Below are 21901 nucleotides of genomic sequence, written 5' to 3'. Positions count from 1 at the left end.
ATGCTTTCGCTTGCGAAAGCATGGGCTCTCGCTCTTGCTTCGAGTCTTCGGGGCCGATACCCTCGCCAGCATGCCAGAGCCCGACTTCATCCGCCAGACGCTTGAGGACCTTCGGGCCCGCGGTCTGTACCGCCGCCTGGTGGCCCTCGGGCCCTCGCCCGCCGTAGCCTCCGGCGAAGGCGGGTCCGCGGCCGGGCCGCGGGTCAAGATCGGCGGCCGCGAAGTCCTCCAGTTCGCCTCCAATAACTACCTGGGCCTCGCGAACGATCCGCGCGTGAAGGAGGCGGCCGCGCGGGCCATCGAGCGGTGGGGCTGGGGCGCGGGCGCGAGCCGCCTCGTCGCCGGCCACACCGAGGCCCACGAGGCGCTCGAGGCGGAGTTGGCGGCCTTCGAGCACACCGAGGCTGCGCTTGTCTTCCCGACCGGCTACCAGACGAACCTCGGCGTCGTCGGCTCGCTCGTCGGCCGGGGCGACCTCGTCCTCTCGGACCGCGAAAACCACGCGAGCATCTACGATGCGGTGAAGTTGTCCGGCGCGCGGCTCGTGCGCTACGTTCACGCCGACGCCGGCGACGCCGCCCGCCTCCTCGCCAAGCACCACGACGCGCCGGGGCGCCGCCTCCTCGTCACGGACACCGTGTTTTCGATGGACGGGCGCTTGGCGCCGCTTCGGGCGCTGGCGCTCCTCGCGGAGCGCGAAGGCGCCATGCTGGTTCTCGACGAGGCCCACGCCACCGGCGTCCTCGGGCCGACCGGCGCCGGCCTCGCGGAAGAGGTCGGCCTCGAGTCCGGCATTACGGCGAGCGTCGGGACGCTTTCGAAGGCGCTGGGCGGCATCGGCGGGTTTGTCGGGGCCTCGCGCGAGGTGTGCGACCTGATTGTAAACCGCGGCCGGTCCTTCATTTACACGACCGCCCTTCCGGCGGCGGCGTGCGAGGCCGCGCGCGCGGCGCTTCGCATCGTCCGCGCGGAGCCTGACCGCCGAAAGCGGGTCCTGGCGCTGGCCGAACGGCTACGCTGCGCCTTGCAGGAAAAAGGCTTTGACTCGGGGCGCAGCGAGACGCAGATCGTTCCCGTCCTCGTCGGCGCGCCGGAGCGTGCCCTCGCCCTGGCGGCCGCGCTTCTGGAGAGGGGCATCTTCTGCCCGGCCATTCGTCCGCCGACGGTCCCGCCCGGCACGAGCCGCCTCCGCGTCAGCCTCACCGCCGAGCACACCGAAGAGGACATCGGGCGCCTGGTGTCGGCGCTCGTGGCCGCGCGGGGTTAGGCTCCGTCTAGGGCGTTGTCGCGTCGGCCGCCTTCACGTCGTCGGCGGTGATGAGTTGGACCGGCACGGGGACCTCGGCCGGGACGGCCTCGCCGCGGATGGCCTTGACGGCGTTCTCCACCCCGAGGGCGCCCATCATGGCGGGATTCTGCTCGATGGTGGCCTGCATTTCGCCGCGCCGGATGGTGTCGCGCGCCAGGTCGATGTTGTCGTAGCCGACGATGACCAGGTCGGCCAGGCGTCCGAGGCTCTTGGCGGCGGCGATGGCGCCGAGGGCCATCTTGTCGTTGGCGCAGAGGATGCCCTGAACGTCGGGGTTGTTGTTGAGGAACGACTCGGTGGCGCCCTGGGCCTTGGCGGTGTCCCATTCGGCGGAGTTCGATCCGGCCAGGACCAGGCCGGCATTTTTGACGGCGGCCTCGAATCCGGCCTTGCGGGCCTCGGCGTTGGCGACACCGGTGATGCCGTTGAGGATGAAGACCTTTCCGGTCCGGCCGGCCGCCAGTTTCGCCTTGATAAGGCCGCAGGCGTGCTCGGCGACAATCCGGGCGCCGGTGAAGTTGTCGGGCCCGATGAAGGTCGCGACCTCCAGGCCGCGCTTCTTCGCCTCGTCAGGGTCGATGCGGTTATCGATGTTGATGATCTTGACTCCCTCTTTCTGGGCCTCCACGAGGGGCGTGACGATGCCGATGCTGGAGGCCGGGGCGATGACGATGGCCTGGACGCCTTTGCCAAGCATGATGCGGATGATTTCGGCTTGGCGGTCGACGTCGGTTTCGGAGGCGATGCCCTGGACTTCGAGCCGCACGCCGAGTTTCGCGGCCTCTTCGACGGCGCCCTTTTCCATGGCCTGGAAGAAGGGGTTGGTGGTGGCCTTATAGACAAGGGCGACGCGCGGGACGCCGCCGGGCAGGCCGGCCGCGAGGTCGGCGGATTCGGGCTCTTTGCTGCAGCCGCCGGCGGCGCCGAGCGCCAGGACCGCCGCCGGAAGCATCCACAGACATGCCAGGCATTTCATGGGTATCTCCCTATTCCGAGGTCCTCTTGAGGCGATCCGCCAGGACCGTCGCAATCAGGACCAGTCCGATGATCACAAACTGCCAGCGTTCGGGCACGGAGACGGAATCGAGCCCGTATTTCAAGACGCCCATGATGAGGGCGCCGAGGAACGTGCCGACCACGTTGCCGCGGCCGCCCGAAAGGCTGGTGCCGCCGATGACGACGGCGGCGATGGCGTAAAGTTCATAGCCGTCGCCGACGAGCGGATCGCCGTAGGGAAGACGGAGCCACTGGACGAGGCCGGCCAGGCCGGCGCACAGCCCGGAGAGGGCAAAGGTGAGGATGCGGACGCGCATCACCCGGACGCCGCAGAGGCGCGCCGTCTCGAGGTTTCCTCCCACGGCGAAAACGTGGCGCCCGAAGACCGTGCGGACAAGGAGCACGTGGCCGGCCACCATGACGGCCAGGCTGACGGTCATGGGCAGGAACTGCTGAAGGACCGTGGCGGGCGTGAAAGCCGAGCCGATGGATTGGCCGCCGGCGACCGCCAGCGCCAGGCCCCGGGCGAGAATCATCGTTCCGAGGGTGGTGACAAACGACGGCACGCCGAAGCGGACGCTGACGAAGCCGTTGAAGAACCCGGCGGCCGCGCCGGTCGCCAGGCCGGCGGCCAAACCGGCCGCGAACGAGCCGGTGGCGTTGGCGACGAGGACCAGCACAACGCTCGTCAGGGCGATAAGGCGACCGACCGACAGGTCGATCCCCCCGCCGATGATGACGAAGGTCATGCCGACCGACAGGATAAGGTTGACGGCGATGGCGCCGCCGATGCTCTTGGCGGTGTACCAGCGGATGAAGGTGGGCCAGTGCCACTGGCCGGTCTTCGTGTCGATGGCCGACAGCACCGTCCAGAGGACAATCTGGACGACGAGGGCCGCCATGAGCATGAGCACGCGGCTGGTTGTGATACGGGAATGCCACCGGGCCATCGCGGCGTCTCCGGGCGAATCGTGGTACGCGCGGCCAAGATACCAGTAGCGGGAAACGGCCTCAACGGAAAATGTCGGGCCGGCGAAAGGCGGCGGTCCCTTCAGGGGTGCGCGCTGCTGTCGGGCGCTCAGTAGGTCAGGCCGTAGAGGAGGATGTTGGTGGCGAGGCGTTTGGCGTCGTCGGGCTCGAGCGCCCGCGCCCCGTAGGTCCTGATGCCGTCCAATCCGGCGCCGATTCCGTAGGGACTGTACACGACCACCAGATGGCCGTTGCGTTTCAGGCCCAGGAGGACGGGGCGGTCGAGATTCGGCGATTCGGCCTTCACGGCGGGCGAATAGGCGACGCGGTCGATCTTCGTGCCGACCTGGCCTGAGTAAATCGGATGGTCGGCGGGGAGTTCCTCGAGCGGTGAGTCGGGGAAGAGGTCCGCCACAAGCGAGCGGAAGGCTTTGTCGAAGGCGTCGCGTCCGCAGCACGCCTCGGCCCAGAGGAATCCGCCGCGATCCAGATAGTCCTTCAGGGCCGCACGCTCCTTGTCGGAGAACGCGAAGGTGTAATGGCCCACCAGGTAGAGGACGGGGAACCGGCCGGGGTCCGCCTCCGTGAGGCGGATCGGAACAGGGCGGCTCCAGACCGAGACGCCGAACTCGCGCGGCAGGTTCTCCAGGAGTTTCGGCAGGGCGAGGGGCCGGGGCTGCCAATCGCCGCCGTGCTGAATCTGGCCGATGCGAAGGACGTTCGGCGGGGGGGTCTCCTCGGCCGGCATCTCCAGGACGGTCGCCTCCGCGAGGCGGTCGGGCAGCGCCTCGTTTCCGGTCGCATAGACGGCCAGGTTCTCGCCCAGGCGGAGGACGTCGTTCGGGCGGGCGGGGTCGGCGGCAGCCCAGGCGTCGGCCAGGCCCTGCGGCGCGAGGATGACCGACGCGCGGCAGCCGACGCGGAGCGTCTCGAGTCCCGGCCCCAACGGGGCAGGCGCGCCGGGAACGGGGTATACCGCGCGACAGATCGGATGGTTCGCGGGCAACGGTTCGAACGCCGCGCCGGGGAAGAGGTTCGGGAGCAGTTGACGGATGCTTTCGGTGAAGGCGGCGTCGGCGCCCTCGGCATCGAAGAGGATGAGGCCGCCCTGTTCGACGTACTCGCGGAGTTTCAGGACGGAGGCGGCCAGCATCCGCAGCGGGCCGCGACCGGTGACGTGAAGGATGGGGGCCGCCAGCCAGTCTTCGATGGGGCTCTCGGGCGAAAGGGTTTGCCAGGCGACCGCCTGGCCGCCGACGCGCGTCTCGAGGAACCGCACGAGATGCTCCAGGTCCCGCGGGTCGCGGCGCCAGGCGCCCTGCCACTCCAGGCGCTGGACCAGGAGGGGCTTAAAGCCCTTGGCGAGGAACAGTAGTGCGAGGGTGTCCTGGTACAGGTGGTTGCTCCAGGATCCGTCGGCGCGCTGGCCCTTGACGAGCAGGGCGGTCCCTTCGCGGAACCAGTCGTGCGGGCCGAAAGAGCGCCGTCCGCTGGTGACGCCCGCCCGTTCGAGCGAGTAGAGCCAGAAATAGTACCAGGCGGCGCCGCGGTTGGGATTCTCCTGGAGGGAGTAGTGCTGGGCGATCCACTGAAGGCCTTGCTCGATGGCGGCGGAGCGCTGGCCGGCGTCGTCGGCCGATTCCTGCGGCGTGAGGCGCTCGGCGCACAAAAACAGGCTCGCCAGCGCCGCCGCCGTCATGCTTCCGTACGCCTCGTTCGGGTCCGGGTCGCGATAGACGTATCCCCATCCGCCTCCGGGCAGTTGCGTCACCCGCAGGTGGCGGTCGGCGCGGCGCCAGACCTCGATGGGGACGTGGGCGCCGGCGCGTTGGGCCTCGGCGAGGCCGAGGATCGCAAACTGGGTGTTCGAGGCGTCGGCGCGTTCGTAGGCTCGGCGAATCTGGGTCTCGTTCTGGACCTTCCGCAAGCCGCGCGCCGGCGCCGCGCCTGCCATCTCCGACTCCGGCACGAGGCCGTACCCCCACGCCCCGGTCGCGTGCTGGGTCTGGACGAGCCAGTCGGTGCAGGCCTGGAGGTCGTCGCGGTAGCGTTGGGGGTCGGCGGCGGCGAAGGCCATGGCCTTCAGGGCGACGACGTAGGTGGCCTCGTTCGGCACGCGCTGGATCGAGGCGAGACCCTGGGCGACGGCCTCGTCGTCCGGCGCGACGCCGGCCTGGAGGAGGGCGTAGCAGACGAGGGCCGTCACGCCTCCCTGGCGGGCGTAGTCGGGCCACGTGCCGGCCGCCTGGCGCTCCCGTTTGAAGTAGTCCACGGCCCTGAGGATGGCCATGCGGACCTGCCGGCCATTGGGCGGTTCTTCGGCCCCTGCGGGCCGCGGAAAAGCCGTAAACATGACTCCCGCAATCGCCGATAAGAAAAGGGAGCGACCGAGGGCCGCGGGTCGCCCGACGTGCGCCGAACGTGCCGACATCCCAGACTCCCCAAGGTTCTCACGGGGATTATCGACCGGCGCCGGGGGGCGGCTTCAGGTCAAATGCGCCGCTGACCGCCCGTGCCGCAAAAGGGTGCACTAACTCCGGGAACCTCTATGGCGAACCAAGAGTTCGACGAACGTCTCGAGGAGTTCAAGCGCACCCGCGACCGCCTGGTCCGCGAGGTCGGCCAACAAATCGTCGGCCAGCGCCACGTCATCGACCAGATGCTCGCGACGGTGTTCGTGCGGGGCCACTGCCTCCTGGTCGGCGTGCCGGGACTGGCGAAGACCATGATGGTCCGCATCCTCGCCGGCGCGATGGACCTGGAGTTCAAACGCATTCAGTTCACGCCCGACCTCATGCCCTCCGACATCACGGGGACCGACGTCATCGACCAGGCGCCGGACGGCCGGCGCGAGTTCCGGTTCCTCGAGGGCCCGCTCTTTGCGAACATCGTCCTGGCGGATGAGATCAATCGCGCGCCGCCCAAAACCCAGTCGGCCCTCCTGGAGGGGATGCAGGAACGCCAGGTCACGGTCGGCCAGAAAACCTACCTCTTGCCCGAACCGTTCTTCGTCATCGCGACGCAGAACCCCATCGAGCAGGAGGGGACGTATCCCTTGCCCGAGGCCCAACTGGACCGGTTCCTCTTCTGCGTCCACGTGGGGTATCCGTCGGCGGCGGAGGAGGAGCAGATTCTCTCGATGCCGACGGGTGTGGTCGGCGGCACGGTCGAGCGGGTGCTTTCGGCCGACGAAATCCGCGGATTCCAGGACGTCGTCTTATCGGTTCCCGTGTCGCGGTACGTGGTGGCGTATGCGGCGAAACTGGTGCGGGCGACGCGCCCGATCGACCCGAACGCGCCGGACTTCGTCCGCGAGATGGTCGAGTGGGGCGCCGGGCCTCGCGCGGGCCAGCACCTGATCCTGGCGGGGAAGGCGTTCGCCGCGATTGCCCGTCCTGAGGCACCGCGTGGCGACGAACTTTGCGGCCGAGACGGCCGGCCTGGACTCGGTGGCGATTGTGTTGCGGCTCCTGGAGGCGGTGCCGGAGCCGCCCGTCCGCCGATTCGCCGGCGCGCGCGCCGCCGAGGCGGCGCCGGTGGCAGGGCGCGGCGGATGAATATGACCGGCGGCTTCCGCCGCCGGCTCGAAAGGCGCGCCGTGCGAGCCGTCCCGCCGGGACGGTCATGCGCGAGCTTCAGCCGGGCGTGGCGCGGCGCGTCAAGAGGCTGGACCTGAAGGCGAAGTTCATCGTCGAGGGGTTCCTCGCGGGGCTCCACGACTCGCCGTATCGGGGCTGCAGCCTCGAGTTTTCGGAGCATCGCAAGTACGTTGCGGGGGACGATCCGCGCTGGCTGGATTGGACCGCCTGGGCCAAGACCGACCGCCTCTTCGTCAAGACCTTCCAGGCCGAGACGAACCTGTCGGCCTACCTCCTGGTGGACACGAGCCGGAGCATGGGCTACACGGGCCCGGGCGGAGAGATGTCGAAACTGGAATACGCGACGGCGTTGGCGGCCGCGATCGGGTATCTGCTGGTGTGCCAGCACGACGCGGTGGGTCTGGGGGTTCTGGGTGCGGGCCTGGCGAAGTTGCTTCCGCCGCACGGTTCGCGCCGGCAGTTGGTGCGGGTGCTTTCGGAACTGGCGCAGACGACGGCCGAGGGCGGGACCGCGCTGGCCGACGGCCTGCACGCCGTCGCGCGGCGCGCCAAACGCCGGAGCCTCATGATGCTCCTGTCGGACCTGGTGGACGAGCCCGGGCCGGTGTTGGAGGCGCTTCGGCACCTGGCGTTCCGGGGGCATGACGTGATCGTTTTTCAGATTCTCGACCGGACGGAGCGCGACCTGGACCTTACGGGTCCGGTGATTCTGGAGGACCCCGAGACGGGGGCGCGGGTGGCGACGGACGCGGATCACATCCGGTCGGCGTACAGGGAGCGGATCGCGTCGTTCGTCGGCGAGTACGAGCGTGGCGTCCACGAACTCGGCGCCGATTTCGTCGCCATGACCACCAGCACGCCGTTCGACCAGGCCCTCCTGCGGTTCCTCCACGAGCGCAAGCGGCGGTTCTAGGCAGAACAATGACGAAGCCCGAAATCCGAATGACGAATGAATACCGAAACGACAATGACGAAACGACGGGCCGGCTGCGGCCTGGCAGGGGCGCTTTCGTCATTCGGGCTTGCCGTTTGATTCGTCATTCGGGCTTCGGATTTCGTCATTCCGTCTCCCTGGCCTGAGCGGAACGTTCCACGGGGACTGAAGCGATGACCTTTTCCGATCCGAGGATTCTGGTGGGGCTCGTGGCGCTGGGGATTCCTCTGGCGATCCATTTGCTGGGCCGCCGGCAGGCGCGGCGAGTGATCCTGCCGACGGCGCGCTTTGCTGAGGGCGCCCATCAGGCGCGTCGCGGCCTCCTGTGGTTGAAGCGCGCCGGGTTGCTGGCACTTCGCCTGGCGGCCGTGGCGCTTCTGGTCGTCGCGCTCGCCGGTCCGCGAATCGGCGGGGCGCGGAGTCCCGGCGAGGCCGGGGCGTGGGCCGTCTGCCTGGACACTTCACCGAGCATGGCGACGCTCGAGAAGGGCGTCAGCCGATACACGGCGGCCCGGGAGGCGGCGCTCGGGCTGCTCGGGCGCCTTGGGGGAGACGAACAAGTCCTGCTGGTGCGGTGCGGGGAGAAGGCGTTGCGGGGGACGCCCGAGCGGCTCCGAGCGGCGCTGGCGGAAGACGCGCCTTCAGCCTGGTCCGACGAAGCGATGGGTTCGCTGATTTCGCGGGCGGTGGCCGACTTGCCGCAAGGAAAGGCCCGCCTCGTGGTTCTGACGGACGCGACGCCGTGGGCCTTGCGCGACCTCGGCGCCGGCGAGTTCCGGGATGCGCCGGCCGACGTTCTTCTCGTGCCGGTGGGGAGCGACGCGGCGAACGCGCGGCTCGGCTTGCCGCGGATTGCCGTGGTGGAGACGCCGGAGGGCCTGCGCCTTTCGCTGGAGGTGGACGTTGCGCTGGCGGAGTCGGCGCGCGGTGCGACGGTTCGCCTGGCGCTCGACGGTGGGACGGAGACATTTTCGGCCCAGGCGGCTGCGGGTCACGGGCGGGTCCGGTTCCTCGTGCCGGTCTCCGGCCCGGGGCCCTGGCAGGGCCGCGTGTGGTTGGACGGGACCGACGCCCTTGCGATGGACAACGAGCGGTTTTTCACGGCCGTCGCGCCGGTTGCGTCGCGCGTGCTTGTGGTGAATGGGGCGGAGGGGGCGGAGAAGGTTCCGGCGGCGGTTCATATTGCGGCGGCGTTCGCGGGGCAGGATCCCCTCGTGCCCAAGGAAGCGAGGAAAGTTGACGCCGGCCGCGTTGAGGCGAAAGACCTTGCGGCGTCGGACGTGGTTTTCTGGGTGGGCGTCTGCGGTCCGAGTGCCTCGGGATGGCTGCGGGAGTACGTTGAGAAAGGCGGGTCGCTCGTCTGGATTCCGGCGGGTGCGAAGGCGCCGGGCGCCGAGTTGGCCGGCCTCGCGGGGGCCGAGATCGGCGATGCGGAGGCGGCGGGCGACGGCGTCACACTGGATCCCGGCGGGTACGCGTCGGATCTTCTGGGGGCGTTCGAGGGCGGGACGGCGGCGGACATTGCGAAACCTGTTTTCCGGTCCCGGCTAGTCCTTGCGGCGCGAGAGGGCATCCCGGCGGTGCGGTTCGCGGACGGTCGGCCGGCCATCGTGTCGCGAGTCCTCGGCCGCGGGCGGGTGGTGGCCTTCGGGGTGGGTCCGGGCGAGGAATGGGGCGACTTAGGCGCGCGGCCGGAATTCGTCGTGCTGATGCATTCGCTGGTGGAGGCGTTGGCGCCGTCGGGGAGCCCGAGGCAGGCGAACCGCGTGATGGGGCGGTCGGTCGGGGGTCCCGGCGCGCCGGGATCGCGGCCTGGGAACTTTTCGGCGTCGCCGTCGCCGGGCGGTGGGTGGAAAGGGCCTTTTTCGGTGAACGTGGCGGCGGAGGAAACGGCGGACCTGGGGCCGGATGCGGACCGGCTGGCGTCGGCGTTTTCGGCGGAGGGGGCGAGGGTTTGCGACGCGTCGCAAGTCTTTATTTCGGACGGGTTTGCGTCAGGGTCTGCGTCGGACGCGGCGGCGTGGTTTATCCTGCCTCTCGCGGTGGTGGTCCTGGTGGAAACGCTGGTGGTCTCGGGCGGTCCGATTCGGTCCCAAGGCCGGTAGAACGGCTTCCAAGGGCCTTTTTCCATTTGACAGACTCCCCTGAGCGGGGTTAGAGTATGGGCAAGGCGGGTGTCTCCGCCGGGTGGAAGGATTCGGGGCCCTTTGCGGAAGGAGCGAGGCATGGAGGCGTTTGACAGGCTGAAACAAGCGGTAGCGACCGTGGAAGAGGACCTCGCAAAGGTCGCGAGCGGGAACAAGGCGGCCGGAACCCGCGTCCGCAAGGCGATGCAGGACATCAAGAAGATCGCGCAGGAAGTCCGCGTCAAGATTCTGGAGATGCGGGTCTAGGCTGCGTGGTGCGACTGCCGGCGAGGCGTCGGGCCGGAGTCGGCCGGCCTCGACGGGCGTGCGTGCGGCCGAGAAGGCCGTTCGCCGGTTGGCGTGTCGGAAAGGCGGCCCGCCTCCGTCCGGGCGGGCCGCTGTCTCGACCCTTTCGAGGGACCGGGTCAGGGGAAGGCCATGCCGCCGCCGTTGCTGGTTGACCTGGCGAAAATCGATCTGGGGCGGGTCCTCATACCGATCGAGGAGATTCGCCGCTACAATCCGCACCGGTACGAGATGGAGCAGTTGAACGGCGTCGTTCACCTGGACCGGGAGGCGGGCCTGATTGTGGCGTTCAAGGACGTGCGCGACGACGAGTTCTGGGTGCGCGGGCACATTCCGGGCCGGCCGCTGATGCCGGGCATCCTGATGGTGGAGGCGGCGGCGCAGATGTGCAGCCTGTATTACAAGGTGGCGACGGGCGATCCGCGTTTTCTGGGATTCGGGGGGGTGGATGCGGTCAAGTTCCGCGGCCAGGTGGTGCCGGGCGACCGGTTGATTCTGCTGGGGCGGGCGGTGGAGATCCGCAACCGCCGGGCGCGGTTTGACACGCAGGGCGTGGTGAACGGGAACCTGGTTTTCGAAGCCCACATTACGGGCATGCCGGTCTAAAGAATCGCGAAATCCGAAATTCGAATGACGAATCAAACTCGAAACCCGAATGACGAAAGCGCCCCCCGCCGGGCGGCGGCCGGTTTGTCGTTTCGTCATTGCCGTTTCGACATTCATTCGTCATTCGGGTTTCGGATATCGTCATTCCGTCGCCAGCCATTCGGAACAAATTTCAGCGCAACGACTTAGGCGGAGGAGCCTTCGATGGGCATTCCTGGACGCAAACTCTCGAAGCGCAAGCATCGGAAGCGACACGGTTTTCGCACGCGGATGAAGACGCACGGCGGTCGGGCGATCCTGAAGCGTCGGAGACGGAGCAAGCGCCGGTTGCCGAGCGCCAAGCACTGAGCCGATCGCTAAGCGAGGTTACATAAGTTTTACGCGGTGGGTTCGCCGCCCGCCTTGGCGGGCGTCCCGGCGCGCCAGGCCTTCGGCGTGGCAAGCAAACGATGCGGCCAATAGAGGGCCTTCCGCTCCGTCTAAGGTAAGCGGCGGGCGGTTGGCCTGGAGCGGCCGATGGAAGCGGGGGGCGGATTTTTGCTGAGGCGGCGGGGGGCGGAATGGCGTATAAAGTAATGGTGGGGAGCAAGTTGGGCTGGGCCAGAGGAAACCGGTTGCCCACCGGAAAGGGGTGCACCATGCGCAGGGTTCTCCTAGTGGGTCTTGCCGTCGCCGTCTGCGTGGGCGTGGTTTCGCGGCACGCTGGCGCCAAAGTGACCAGCGATCAGGTGAACAGCGCGATCCAGAAGGCCCGCGAGTACCTCATCAACCAGCAGAAGCCCAACGGCGCCTGGGGCGAGCACGCCGGCGAGTCGGCCCTGGTCTTCATGACCCTCGCCTACATGGGCGAGCACCCCAACCGCGAGGTCATAAGCAAGGCGATGGACTATCTTCTGAAGTGCGATGTCGAAAATGACTTCGGCGACCGGCAGGGGTACGGCGTCCCGATCCGCGTCATGGGCCTTTCGTACATTCACAACAAGTTGCTGGGCGAGAAACGGGAACTCGTGCGCAAGCAGATGCTGGCGGACCTCCTGCGGATTCGCGTGGGCCAGGCCGCCAACGGCGGTTGGCGCTACAAACTCGACGCCACCGACTGGGATTTCTCGGTCAGCCAGTGGCCGATCCTCGCGATGCGCGAGGCGAACCTCATGGGCATCGAGTTCCCGACGGATAGCCTCCTCAAGGCCCGCGACCTGTACTACTCGAAGCAGAACCCCGACGGCGGATGGAATTACCAGGACGGCAATTCGTACGGGTCGATGACGGCGGCGGGCCTGGCGTCGGTGTACATCATCGCCGACGTCCTGGAGCCCGCCAGCGGGTGCCCGTGCAAGGGCGGACGGAGTTCCTCCGACACCTCCGAAAGCGACCGCCGGATTGACAAGGCTCTGGATTGGCTCAGCAAGAACTTCGACGCCAAGACGAGCCCCCAAGGGGGGCAGCACCTCTATTGGCTCTACTGCGTCGAGCGGGTCGGCATCGCCGTCGGGTACAAGTACTTCGGAACGCACGACTGGTTCCAGGAAGGGGCCGAGGTCCTGGTCGGCAGGCAGGGGGGCAACGGCAGTTGGGGCAACCTTCCCGATACCTGTTTCTCCACCCTCTTCCTCTTCAAGGGCCGGGCGCCGGTGCTCTTTCAGAAACTCGAGTTCCAGGGCGACGAGGCGAAGTGGAACATGCACCGGCGCGACCTGGCGAACCTGACGCACTACATCGAGCGGATCAAGGAGCAGATGTTCCAATGGCAGATCGTGAGCCTCCGGGCGCCGGTCGAGGAACTCCACGACGCCCCAATCCTCTACCTCACGGCCGAGAGCGTTCCCAAGTGGGGCGACGAGGAAAAAAAGAAACTCCGCGCGTTCACCGACACCGGCGGCACGGTCCTCGTGGAGGCCTCCTGCGGCAATGCGGCGGTGCGGCGATGGTTCCCCCAATTTGCCAAGGAGGTCTGGCCCGAGTGGACTCTCTCGACCCTGAGTGCCGAACACGCCGTGTGGCAAAGTGTGTATCCGATGACTCAAAAGCCGGCCGCGATGGGGGTGGAGGACGGCGTGCGGACGTCCGTCTTCTTCGTGCCCGACGACTTCTCCTGCTCCTGGCAGATGAAGGCGTACGCCCTGAGGAAGTACCTCTTTGACTGGGGGATCAACCTGTACACCTATGCGACGGACGGGGCGCCCTTGAGGTGGAAACTCGCGGGGCGAGAGGTGAAGCCCTCCGACCGCTACGCCGGCCCCATCCAGGCGGGCGGGCGAAAGACCCTGAAGATCGCCCGCGTGAAGCACGGAGGCGACTGGAGCGCGGGGGCGAACTACGGCGGCTTCAAGCGCCTGGTGGAGCATCTCAAGAGCAAGGCCGGCGTGGCGATCGAGGTGACGGAACCGACGGCGCCGCCGTTCACGGAAGGCGGCGTCGCGCCGGCCGACCTGGCGAAGTACGACGTGGCCTACCTGGCGGGAACGAAGGCGCTTGGGCTCTCGGCCGAGGAGCGCGGGGCCCTCAAGTCGTTCGTGGCGGCCGGCGGCGCGCTCTGGCTGGAGGCGGTGACCGGTTCCGTGGACTTCAACCAGTCGGTGAAGCAGTTCGCGCAGGACATGGGGTGGGAGTTGAAGATGCTGCCGGCGACGCACGGCCTGATGACGGGCCGGATGGATGCCGCGACGGGATACAACCTGACGACGGGGGTTGAATTCCGCCGGGCGCTTCGGGTGTCTCGCCTCGGCCGGCCGAACGCCGAGTTCGTCGGCCTCTTTGAGGGTAACCGCCTGGTGGGCGTCTACTCGCCGCTGGATGTTCTGTTCAGCATGAATCCGTACGAGGCGTGGTCCTGCAAGGGCTACCAGCCGGCCGACGCCCAGGCCGTCGCCACGAACGTCGCGCTCTCTCTGACGGCGCGCGGCGTCGCGGCGCCCCCGCCGGCCGAATCGCCGGCGCCTCCGAGCAAGACTCCGGCGCCCGAGGCTCCCGCGCCGGCGCTCGAAGCGGCCCCGGCCGGATGACCGCCGGATCGGCGGCCCCGAAAAATTATCGCCCCCGCGGGCGTATGCCGCTCGCAGGGGCGTTCTTTGCGCACTGCTGGCCGCGCCCGAGGCGCCTAAGTTCTGTCTGATAAATCCAGAATGCTCTTGGGTGGCGGCCCCGCCCCGGCGGGTAAACTTCCCAGGCCGCCACCGCCTTCCGTGCCATGCGCGGTGGCCTGGGAAGGCCACCGCGCGATTTATCAGACAGAACCTAAGCGCGCGTCCGGCGATGGAATTCTTCGAGCAACCGCTTGGTGACCGGGCCCGGATGCCCATCGCCGATCGTGCGCTTGTCGATCCGCACGACGGGGACGACCTCGGCGGCGGTGCCCGTCAGGAAACACTCGTCGGCGACGTACAGGTCGTGGCGCGTCAGGTTCTCCTCGCGGACCTTGATGCCGAAGTCCTCGGCGATGGCGATGATCTCGTCGCGCGTGATACCCTCGAGAATTCCGGCCGAGATCGGCGGCGTGAAAAGAACGCCGTCGCGCACGATAAAGAGATTGTCCCCCGTGCATTCCGCCACGAAGCCCTGGTGGTTGAGCATGACGGCCTCGAGCGTGCCGGCGTCGATCGCCTCGATCTTCGCCAGGATGTTGTTCAGGTAGTTCAGGCTCTTCAGTCTGGGGTTCACGGCGTTCGGATGGTTGCGCATTGTCGCCGCCGTGATGATCTCCAGGCCGTTCTCGTACAGTTCCGGCGGGTAGAGTTCGATCCTGTCGGTGATGATGAAGACGGTCGGCGACTGGCACCGGTTCGGGTCCAGCCCGAGCGTCCCCACGCCGCGCGTCACCACCACGCGGATGTACGCGTCCTTCAGCCCGTTCGCCTCGAGAGTTTCCGTGATGGCGCCGGCCAATTCCTCCGGCGTCATCGGGATCGCCAGGCGAATGCCCTTGGCCGAATCGAACAGCCGGCGCACGTGTTCCTTCAGGCGGAACACCTTCCCGCCGTAGGACCGGATGCCCTCGAACACGCCGTCCCCATACAGCAGGCCGTGGTCGAAGACCGAGATCTTCGCCTCGTCCCGCGGCACCAGTTCGCCGTTCAGCCAGACCTTCTGACCCATGATGTCCTCGCAAGAGTGACTGAGTAACTGAGGCGGAAGTGACGGTCCGGTCGACTCTTCGCTGTTTACTCAGTCACTCAGTTACTTCGTCACTCAGTTACTCCGTCACTGCCGTCCTGTCAAGAGTTTACCGTCCGCCAGATGCAGGACGCGGTCGGCCCGCTCGGAGATGGAGGCGTCGTGGGTCACCATGACGACGGTCAGGCCTTCCTTGCGGTTCAATCGCTCGAGCACCCGCATGATTTCCGCGCCCGTGGCGGAGTCGAGGTTGCCGGTCGGCTCGTCGGCGAAGAGGACGCGCGGCCGATGCACGAGCGCCCGCGCGATGGCCGCTCGCTGCCGCTCGCCCCCCGAGAGTTCCCGCGGCAGGTGATGGGCCCGCTGGGCCAGCCCCATGTCCTTGAGCACCTCCAGCGCCCGGGCCCGTTCGGCCCACCGCGTGAAAGGCCACGCGGCCAGGGACGTCCGGATCATCGCCGGCAAGAGGGCGTTCTCCACGACCGAGAGGTCCGGCATCAGGTAATAGAACTGGAACACGAAGCCGATGGCCTCGTTCCGCATCCGGTCCCGCCAGCGCTTGGCGCGCGAGAAGGCGTCCTCGCCTTCGAAGATCACCCGGCCCTCGGTCGGCCGGTCCAGGAGGCCCATGAGGTGCAGGAGCGTCGACTTGCCGCTCCCCGACGGGCCGAGAATGCAGAGGAATTCCCCCCGCCGGACCGCAATGTCCACGCCGTGCAGCACCCGCAGGCGCGCGGACCCCATGTGGTAGTCCTTGACGAGCCCTTCGCCGCGAAGAATGGTTTCTTCGTTACTCATAGCGCAGCGTCTCCACGGGCTGCCGGATGGCGGCCAGCAGGCCGCCTACCATGCTCGCCAGCGTCGCCAGCCCCAGCACCGCCCCGCTCACGCCGACGCACCACCACGGCGACAGGTGGCGCGGAATGTGGTCGAAGTAGTACATCTCCCGCGGGAAGACGTTCACCTCCAGCGTCTGGTTCACCCAGAGTTCGATCGGGTCCAGGTAATGGAGCATCAAAAGCGCCCCCACCATCCCCAGCGCGGTCCCCAAAAGGCCGATGAGAAAACCGTAGCCCAGGAAGAGGCTCCCCACGCCCGCGTCACTCGCGCCGACGGCCTTCAGGATGCCGACGTCCCGGCTCTTGATGTACGCCATGACGTAGGAAATCAGGGCGATGAGCACCGCGAAGCCGATGAACATGAGCCCGAGCATCAGCGTCGTAATGTTCCGCTCGACCTCGACGACCGTCAGGATCATCCGCTGCTGCGTCTCCCAGGTGTTGACGGTGACGTGGGGCAGGTCGGCGTCCGGGCGCTCGGCCTGAAACGCCTCCCAGGCCTTCTGGATGCGGTCCACGACCGTTCCGGCCGCGGCGGGGTCGCGGATCTTCACCTGGATCTGACTCGCCCGTGCCGGGACGCCCTCGGCCGGCGAGCCTTCCATCCCCGCCATCTGCTGGGCTACCGCAAACTCGACGTACAGGTGCGACGAATCGGCCTCCCAGTACTTGCTCCGGAACACATCGACGAGGGCGAAGACCCGGCTCGAGACCTTCGGGAGGCCGCCCGGCTCCGTCTCGATCGCGCCCGACGGGCGGACCGGAATCGTCGAGACCACCAGGTCGTCGCCGCGCTTGAGCAGCGGGTAGTCCACGACCTCCGGCCGGATCACCTGGCCCGGATGGACGGGCGCCGTGAGGGCGGCGACATAAAGGCCGACGGCCGAGAGCGCCGCCAGGGCCATCGCCACGCGCCAGCCGACGCGGCCCGGCCGATGGACCGCCGCTCGCCAGATGAACAGAAACGCCGCCGTCGCCGCCGCCGCCAGGAACCACGCCAGCACGCGCCGGCCCGCCCCGACCTGGACCGTCTCCGGGACGTAGTCGGTGACCGGGACGCCGATGACCGCCGTCCCGGCGATGACGCCCGGCCGCGGCGGCTGGCCCGCCCTCTGATACTCGGTCGGCACGTCCAGGAGATGCTCCAATGCCTGCGGCGGGGCGTCGGGCGGGACCTTCCGGCCCAGGTACTTCAGGAACCGCCCCATTTTCGCTTTCTCCGCCGGACGGATGCCCAGCAGCAGGCACGGGCGAACGATCGGCTTGACGAAGCGGTACTCGCCCGAGGGCTTCACGCGCACGACGACGTACGACTGAATGACGGGCGTCGCGACCTCGACCCCCTCGATCCGCTCGATGCGGTCCGCGAACTCGTCGTAATACGGCATGCCGCCCAGGTGGGCGTCCACGATGATGTCCGCGAGCGTTCCGCGCGTCATCTCGCGCGTCTCGTTCACGAACCCGTCCATGATCGCAAAGACGAGGATCAGCAGAAACACGCCGAGCGCCGCCGGCAACGCCGAGACGATCGGGACGACCGCCTTCCATCCGCCGAAAAGGTATTTCAGGCAGATGATATGTTTATAAACGGGAGAGAGAAGCATCAGCGCCGCCAGAGCAATAACCACCGCCCCGCCGGCGGCGACCGTCGGCCAGAACCAAGGCCAGGCCAGCCACTCGCCCATCCCCTGTCACCTCCGCCCGCCCGCAGCGGCCCGTGCGCCCTTACGTCGCGCGCGGCCTCAGTTGCGGAAACAGCACCACGTCCCGGATGCTCGGCGCCCCCACCAGGAGCATCACCAGCCGGTCCATCCCGATCCCCAGCCCGCCGGCCGGCGGCATCCCGTGCTTCAGCGCCGCCAGAAAATCCTCGTCCATCACCGCCATCGTTTCCTTCTGGCCCTCGAGTTGCAGTCGGAGCGCCGCTTCCTGCATGTCCGGGTCGTTCAGTTCCGTGTACGCGTTTCCGAGTTCCATCCCCGCGACCATGGGCTCGAACCGCTCGGCGATTGTCGGGTCGTCCGCTTTGCGCTTCGTCAGCGGGCAGAGCCGCGCGGGCCAGTCCATCACGAACACCGGCTGCACCAGGTGCTCCTCGACCGTGCGCTCAAACAGGTCGTGCGTCACGATGTCGACGTGCTTGTTGGATTCTTCGAGCCCCAGGGCGCGGGCCTTCGCGCGAACGGCCTCCTCGTCGCCCAGGCGCACGGCCGCGTGCTCCTCGAGGAGGTCCGCGTATTTCGCCCGCCGCCACGGCGCCCGGTACTCGATCGGGTGTTCGCCGAACTTAAGACACGTCTTGCCGCCCGACACCGTCCGCGCGAGGTGTTCCACCAGGCTTTCCGTCAGTTCCATCATGTCGGTGTAGTCGGCGTAGGCCTGGTAGGCCTCAAGCATGGTGAACTCGGGGTTGTGGCGCGTGGAGACGCCCTCGTTGCGGAAGACGCGCCCGATCTCGAAGACGCGTTCCATCCCGCCCACCAGCAGCCGCTTCAGGTACAGTTCCGGCGAGATCCGAAGGTACAGGTCCACGTCGAGCGTGTTGTGATGGGTGGTGAACGGCCTGGCCGCCGCCCCGCCGTAGATCGGCTGAAGGACCGGCGTCTCGACCTCGACGAACGAGCGTTCCTTCAGGAACCGGCGCGTCTCCTCCAGGATGAGCGACCGCGCGAGAAAAAGGTCCCGCACCTCGGGGTTCGCAAAGAGGTCCACGTACCGCTGGCGGTACCGGGCCTCGACGTCCTGGAGGCCGTGCCATTTCTCCGGCGGCGGCAGGAGCGCCTTGGCGAGGATCTCGAGCGTCTCGACGGCAACCGTCACCTCGCCCGTCCGCGTCTTCGTGAGCCGCCCCTCGACGCCGACCCAGTCGCCGAGGTCCAACTGCTTGACCTTCTCCCAGACGGCCTCGGGCAGGGTCTTGCGGCTGAACGCCACCTGGATCCGTCCCGTCCAGTCCACGAGGTCGGCGAAGACGAGTTTGCCGAACTCGCGGACGGCCATCAGCCGCCCCGCGACCCGCGCGGGGGCCCCTTCGCCGGCCGCCTCGAACCGCCGGCGGGCCTCCGCCGCACTAATCCCGTCCGGAAACCGCCGGCCGAACGGGTCGAGGCCCATCGCCCGCAGGGCGTCGGCCTTCTTGCGTCGCTGCGCTTCGTATTCGCTCGGCATGGGCGCTTTTCTTTCGGAGAGTGCGGAACCGCCACTCCGCTGGAATGGTCGAATCATAGAAGCGGGCCGTCCTCTCGGCAAGGAAAACTTGATTGGCGGCTTGGCGGGCTCGGCCCTATAATGGCGGGACGTCCGGCAAGCCCCTCGGAAAGGAGTCGTCGCATGAGAAGACGAGCATGGCTTCTGCCGGCGTTCGTCTTCCTGGCATCGCCCCTGTGGGCGCAGCCTGTGCCGCCGCCGGCCCTGGATGCGGCGACCGGCGTCTTGGCCTACGTGCCGCCCGACGCCGACCTCCGCATCCTCAACTATGTTCCCCCCGATTCGGATTGTGCGACTCTGGTGCGCATGGACGCCCTCGCCGCGACGGACCTTTGGAAACGCTTCAATGCAGTCTGGGGTTCGGCCGGGAGGATCGCCGAGGAGTTCGAACTCGCCCTCGATTTCGAGAAGGACGTTTCGGCGGGCGTTTTCTGCTTCCAGATCGTTTACCAGGAGAACGGCAATCCGGACGAGCCGCTGGCGGGCGGAATCCTGGCGCTTGCGCGCGATGTGACCCCGCAGACGCTCTTTAAGAACGTCGGCGATTCCCAGCCGGTCGAGTTTCCCGGTGTCTCGATTCCCGTGTATAAGATCGCCCCGGAAATTCTGGTGGCCCTACCGGCCTCCCGGACGGTCGTGATCGCGATGCCGGCGTATCTGGCGCCGATGCTGAACGCCGCCACCACGCTGTGGCAAACGCCGCCCTGGCCGCGCCGCGAGTTAGACGTGCCCGGCGAGATCACGTTCGCCGGCCGCATGCCCGAGAAACTCAAAGCCGCCATCCGCACCGAGTTCGAAAAGGATCGCCGGCGTTACCTGAAGCCGAAGACGTACCCGGGTCCCGTCCTGGAGTTCGTTCTTCGCTATAATCTCATCGCCCTCGCGCTGGATGCCGCATCGGCGGCGGGCTCGGTGAACCTCGCCGACTCCGAGGCCGCTCTCAGGGCCACGTTCGCGTTCGGCGAAGGCCGCCTCGCCCCCGCCGCCGCCGCGGTGGCCCAGGCCATGGCCGACCCGTTGGCCATCGCGCTGCCCGCTCTCTTCGGCGGCGTGGCGCTGGACAAGCCGCCCGAGACGCCCCTTTATCTCGCCCAGGCCGACGCCAAAGCCGTCCGCCTCGCCATGAGCCGTGCGAATCTCGAGCAACTCGTCGCCCAGATGTCGGCAGGCGCCGAGGGCGAAAAGGAACGCGTGCGGAGCGCGAACAATCTCCGCCAGATCGGCCTGGCCGTCCAGGCGTTCCTCGCGGACCAGGGCGCCTATCCGACGAGCCTCTCGGCCCTCTTTCCGAAGTACCTGGCGGACCTGCGGATCCTCGAGAACCCGGTCCGGGCGACACATTCCCCGGACGGCGACTATTGCCTGGTGCCTCTCACCAAGGAATCCGCCGCAAAGCAGCCGTGGGCCAAGGTTCTCGCCTACGAGATTCTCTCCCGCGGCGAAGCGCCCCAAAAGGGCCTGAACGTCCTCTTCGCCGACAGCCACGTGGAGTACGTCACCGTCGAGGCGTTCCAACGCCTCTGCCAGGAAACCCTCAAAGACCTCGGACGCTAGGAGATTCGATGCCGAGAACCTACATTGAGCAACTCAGAGCCCCAGGCCAGATCGTCGAGGACGTCTACCAGGTGGCCTCGAAGGATTTTCGGACCACCAAAAAGGGGGCGTACTTCATCTCGGCACGCCTGCGGGACCGCACCGGCGAACTGCGCGCCATCATGTGGGACGCCACCGAGGCCCTCTTCGCCGCCATCCCCCAGGAAGGTTACGCGCTCGTGAAGGGGCGCGTCGGCGAATACGGCGGCGAACTCCAGGTCGTCATCGAGGCCATGCGACCCGCCAGGGAAAGCGAAGTCACCGCCGCCGACTTCCTCCCCGTCGGGCCCGGTGACCCCGAGCAGGACCTCGCGCGCCTCAAGGCCATCCTGGATGAGATCGAGCGGCCGGCCCTCAAGGCCCTCGTCGGAGCCGTCTGGGACGACAAGACGCTCATTGAGAACTTCAAGCGCGCCCCGGCCGCCGAAAAGTTGCACCACGCCTACCTCGGCGGCCTCGTGGAACACACCCTCAGCGTCGCCGAGGCCGCCGTCCTCGTCTGCCGACACTACCCCAAACTCGACCGCGACATCCTCCTGGTGGGCGTCCTCTGGCACGACCTCGGCAAGACCCGCGAACTTGCGTACGAGAAAGCACTCGGCTACACGGACCCCGGGCGCCTCGTCGGCCATCTCGTCCAGGGCGTCCGGATGCTCGACGAGAAAATCGCAGCCGTCCGCGCCGCTGGCGCAGCCCCGGCGGGACGTTCCGCATCCTGCGGAGGCGCCGACTTCCCGGAAGAGTTGGCCGACGTCCTCCGCCACATGATCCTCGCGCACCACGGCCAGTACGCGTTCGGGAGCCCCAAACTGCCGATGACCGCCGAGGCCTTCGCCCTGCACCACCTTGACAATCTCGACGCCAAACTCCACGCCTTCTTCCGCGATGTCGGCGCCGACGCCGACCCGGCTCGCCGATGGACCTCCTGGAACCGCATGTTCGAGGAACGGCTCTACAAGGGCTTCGAAGAGGTGGAACCGGACGAAACGGCCGACGCCTGAGCCGCGCCGGCGATTATTCCTCCGTGTCTTCGCTCGGCGCTTCGAGTTGACTGTAAATCGCGTCGTTCATCTTCTTCATCAATTCCGCATAATCCGCCTGGGCCTGCATGAACGCCTTGATCGCCTCGTTCGCCACCACCGCGCCGCGCAGCCGCTCCACCGCCCGCTTCTCCTCGACCTCGATCGGCTGGCGTTTCTGTTCCTTCTCGGCGATCTTCATGACGGCGCCGTTGTAGGCCTTGAGCGCCTCGGAGGCCGACTCATCGCCGCGTACGCGCGCGTCCGCCTCCATCAGCCGCTTGTACC

17 protein-coding genes and 1 pseudogene are annotated in these 21901 nt (G+C 67.8%); 10 read left to right on the top strand and 8 right to left on the bottom strand.

All coding sequences use genetic code 11. The features are described from left to right. Positions 1-10: 10 nt before the first annotated feature. Positions 11-1267 (top strand): 8-amino-7-oxononanoate synthase, encoded by a 1257-nt coding sequence (gene bioF / locus NTX40_08520; protein MCX5649122.1) that lies wholly within the window; start codon positions 11-13, stop codon positions 1265-1267. 7 nt (positions 1268-1274) lie between these two features. Here bioF and NTX40_08515 read toward each other — a convergent pair whose 3' ends face one another. The 3 genes from NTX40_08515 to NTX40_08505 form a co-directional block, all read right to left on the bottom strand. After that, on the bottom strand, positions 1275-2285 hold the full coding sequence (locus NTX40_08515; GenBank protein ID MCX5649121.1) for a substrate-binding domain-containing protein: 1011 nt from the start codon (positions 2283-2285) through the stop codon (positions 1275-1277). A 10-nt stretch (positions 2286-2295) separates the two neighbouring features. Continuing rightward, positions 2296-3255 carry an ABC transporter permease gene (locus tag NTX40_08510; protein ID MCX5649120.1) on the bottom strand — a complete coding sequence of 320 codons (960 nt, stop codon included), beginning with the start codon at positions 3253-3255 and terminating at the stop codon, positions 2296-2298. A gap of 128 nt (positions 3256-3383) precedes the next feature. After that, on the bottom strand, positions 3384-5564 hold the full coding sequence (locus NTX40_08505) for a DUF4159 domain-containing protein (GenBank protein MCX5649119.1): 2181 nt from the start codon (positions 5562-5564) through the stop codon (positions 3384-3386). 258 nt (positions 5565-5822) lie between these two features. On the opposite strand from NTX40_08505, the pseudogene NTX40_08500 reads away from it, so the two are divergent. The 7 genes and pseudogenes from NTX40_08500 to NTX40_08470 all read left to right on the top strand — a co-directional run bounded on the left by NTX40_08500 (position 5823) and on the right by NTX40_08470 (position 13847). Further along, positions 5823-6831, top strand: a pseudogene (locus NTX40_08500) (AAA family ATPase). 67 nt (positions 6832-6898) lie between these two features. Next, positions 6899-7786, top strand: coding sequence for a DUF58 domain-containing protein (locus NTX40_08495; GenBank protein ID MCX5649118.1), 888 nt, complete (start codon positions 6899-6901; stop codon positions 7784-7786). Positions 7787-7980: 194 nt separating this feature from the next. Next, on the top strand, positions 7981-9912 hold the full coding sequence (locus tag NTX40_08490; GenBank protein ID MCX5649117.1) for a BatA domain-containing protein: 1932 nt from the start codon (positions 7981-7983) through the stop codon (positions 9910-9912). Between the two features lie 120 nt (positions 9913-10032). After that, on the top strand, positions 10033-10200 hold the full coding sequence (locus NTX40_08485; GenBank protein ID MCX5649116.1) for a histone H1: 168 nt from the start codon (positions 10033-10035) through the stop codon (positions 10198-10200). Positions 10201-10371: 171 nt separating this feature from the next. After that, the gene (locus tag NTX40_08480) at positions 10372-10845 is read left to right on the top strand and encodes a beta-hydroxyacyl-ACP dehydratase (protein ID MCX5649115.1); all 474 of its coding nucleotides are present in this window, start codon (positions 10372-10374) and stop codon (positions 10843-10845) included. Positions 10846-11049: 204 nt separating this feature from the next. After that, the gene (locus NTX40_08475) at positions 11050-11193 is read left to right on the top strand and encodes a 50S ribosomal protein L34 (protein ID MCX5649114.1); all 144 of its coding nucleotides are present in this window, start codon (positions 11050-11052) and stop codon (positions 11191-11193) included. Between the two features lie 290 nt (positions 11194-11483). Further along, positions 11484-13847 (top strand): DUF4159 domain-containing protein, encoded by a 2364-nt coding sequence (locus NTX40_08470; GenBank protein ID MCX5649113.1) that lies wholly within the window; start codon positions 11484-11486, stop codon positions 13845-13847. Positions 13848-14079: 232 nt separating this feature from the next. On the opposite strand, the gene ilvE is transcribed toward NTX40_08470, so the two are convergent. From ilvE to lysS, 4 genes are all read right to left on the bottom strand, one after another. Further along, positions 14080-14937: a branched-chain-amino-acid transaminase gene (gene ilvE, locus NTX40_08465; GenBank protein ID MCX5649112.1), complete on the bottom strand. Its 858-nt coding sequence runs from the start codon at positions 14935-14937 to the stop codon at positions 14080-14082. 105 nt (positions 14938-15042) lie between these two features. After that, positions 15043-15753 carry an ABC transporter ATP-binding protein gene (locus NTX40_08460; GenBank protein ID MCX5649111.1) on the bottom strand — a complete coding sequence of 237 codons (711 nt, stop codon included), beginning with the start codon at positions 15751-15753 and terminating at the stop codon, positions 15043-15045. Further along, positions 15746-17479, bottom strand: a complete 1734-nt coding sequence (locus tag NTX40_08455) for a hypothetical protein (GenBank protein ID MCX5649110.1) — start codon at positions 17477-17479, stop codon at positions 15746-15748. Before NTX40_08455 ends, NTX40_08460 begins: the two co-directional genes overlap by 8 nt. Before the next feature lie 40 nt (positions 17480-17519). Continuing rightward, a complete protein-coding gene (gene lysS / locus NTX40_08450) occupies positions 17520-18962 on the bottom strand; it encodes a lysine--tRNA ligase (GenBank protein ID MCX5649109.1) in 1443 nt (480 codons plus the stop codon). Between the two features lie 162 nt (positions 18963-19124). Between lysS and NTX40_08445 the strand changes: the two genes are divergently transcribed. Beyond that, positions 19125-20555: a hypothetical protein gene (locus NTX40_08445; GenBank protein ID MCX5649108.1), complete on the top strand. Its 1431-nt coding sequence runs from the start codon at positions 19125-19127 to the stop codon at positions 20553-20555. A gap of 8 nt (positions 20556-20563) precedes the next feature. Beyond that, the gene (locus NTX40_08440) at positions 20564-21595 is read left to right on the top strand and encodes an HDIG domain-containing protein (protein ID MCX5649107.1); all 1032 of its coding nucleotides are present in this window, start codon (positions 20564-20566) and stop codon (positions 21593-21595) included. A gap of 13 nt (positions 21596-21608) precedes the next feature. Here NTX40_08440 and NTX40_08435 read toward each other — a convergent pair. Beyond that, the coding region (locus NTX40_08435; GenBank protein ID MCX5649106.1) for a YlbF family regulator at positions 21609-21901 on the bottom strand (293 nt) is incomplete at its 5' end.

The sequence above is a fragment of the Planctomycetota bacterium genome, assembly GCA_026387035.1.
Classification (GTDB): domain Bacteria; phylum Planctomycetota; class Phycisphaerae; order FEN-1346; family FEN-1346; genus JAPLMM01.
Note: the sequence above shows the minus strand (reverse complement) of the source record. Positions and strands in the feature narration are given on the sequence as shown.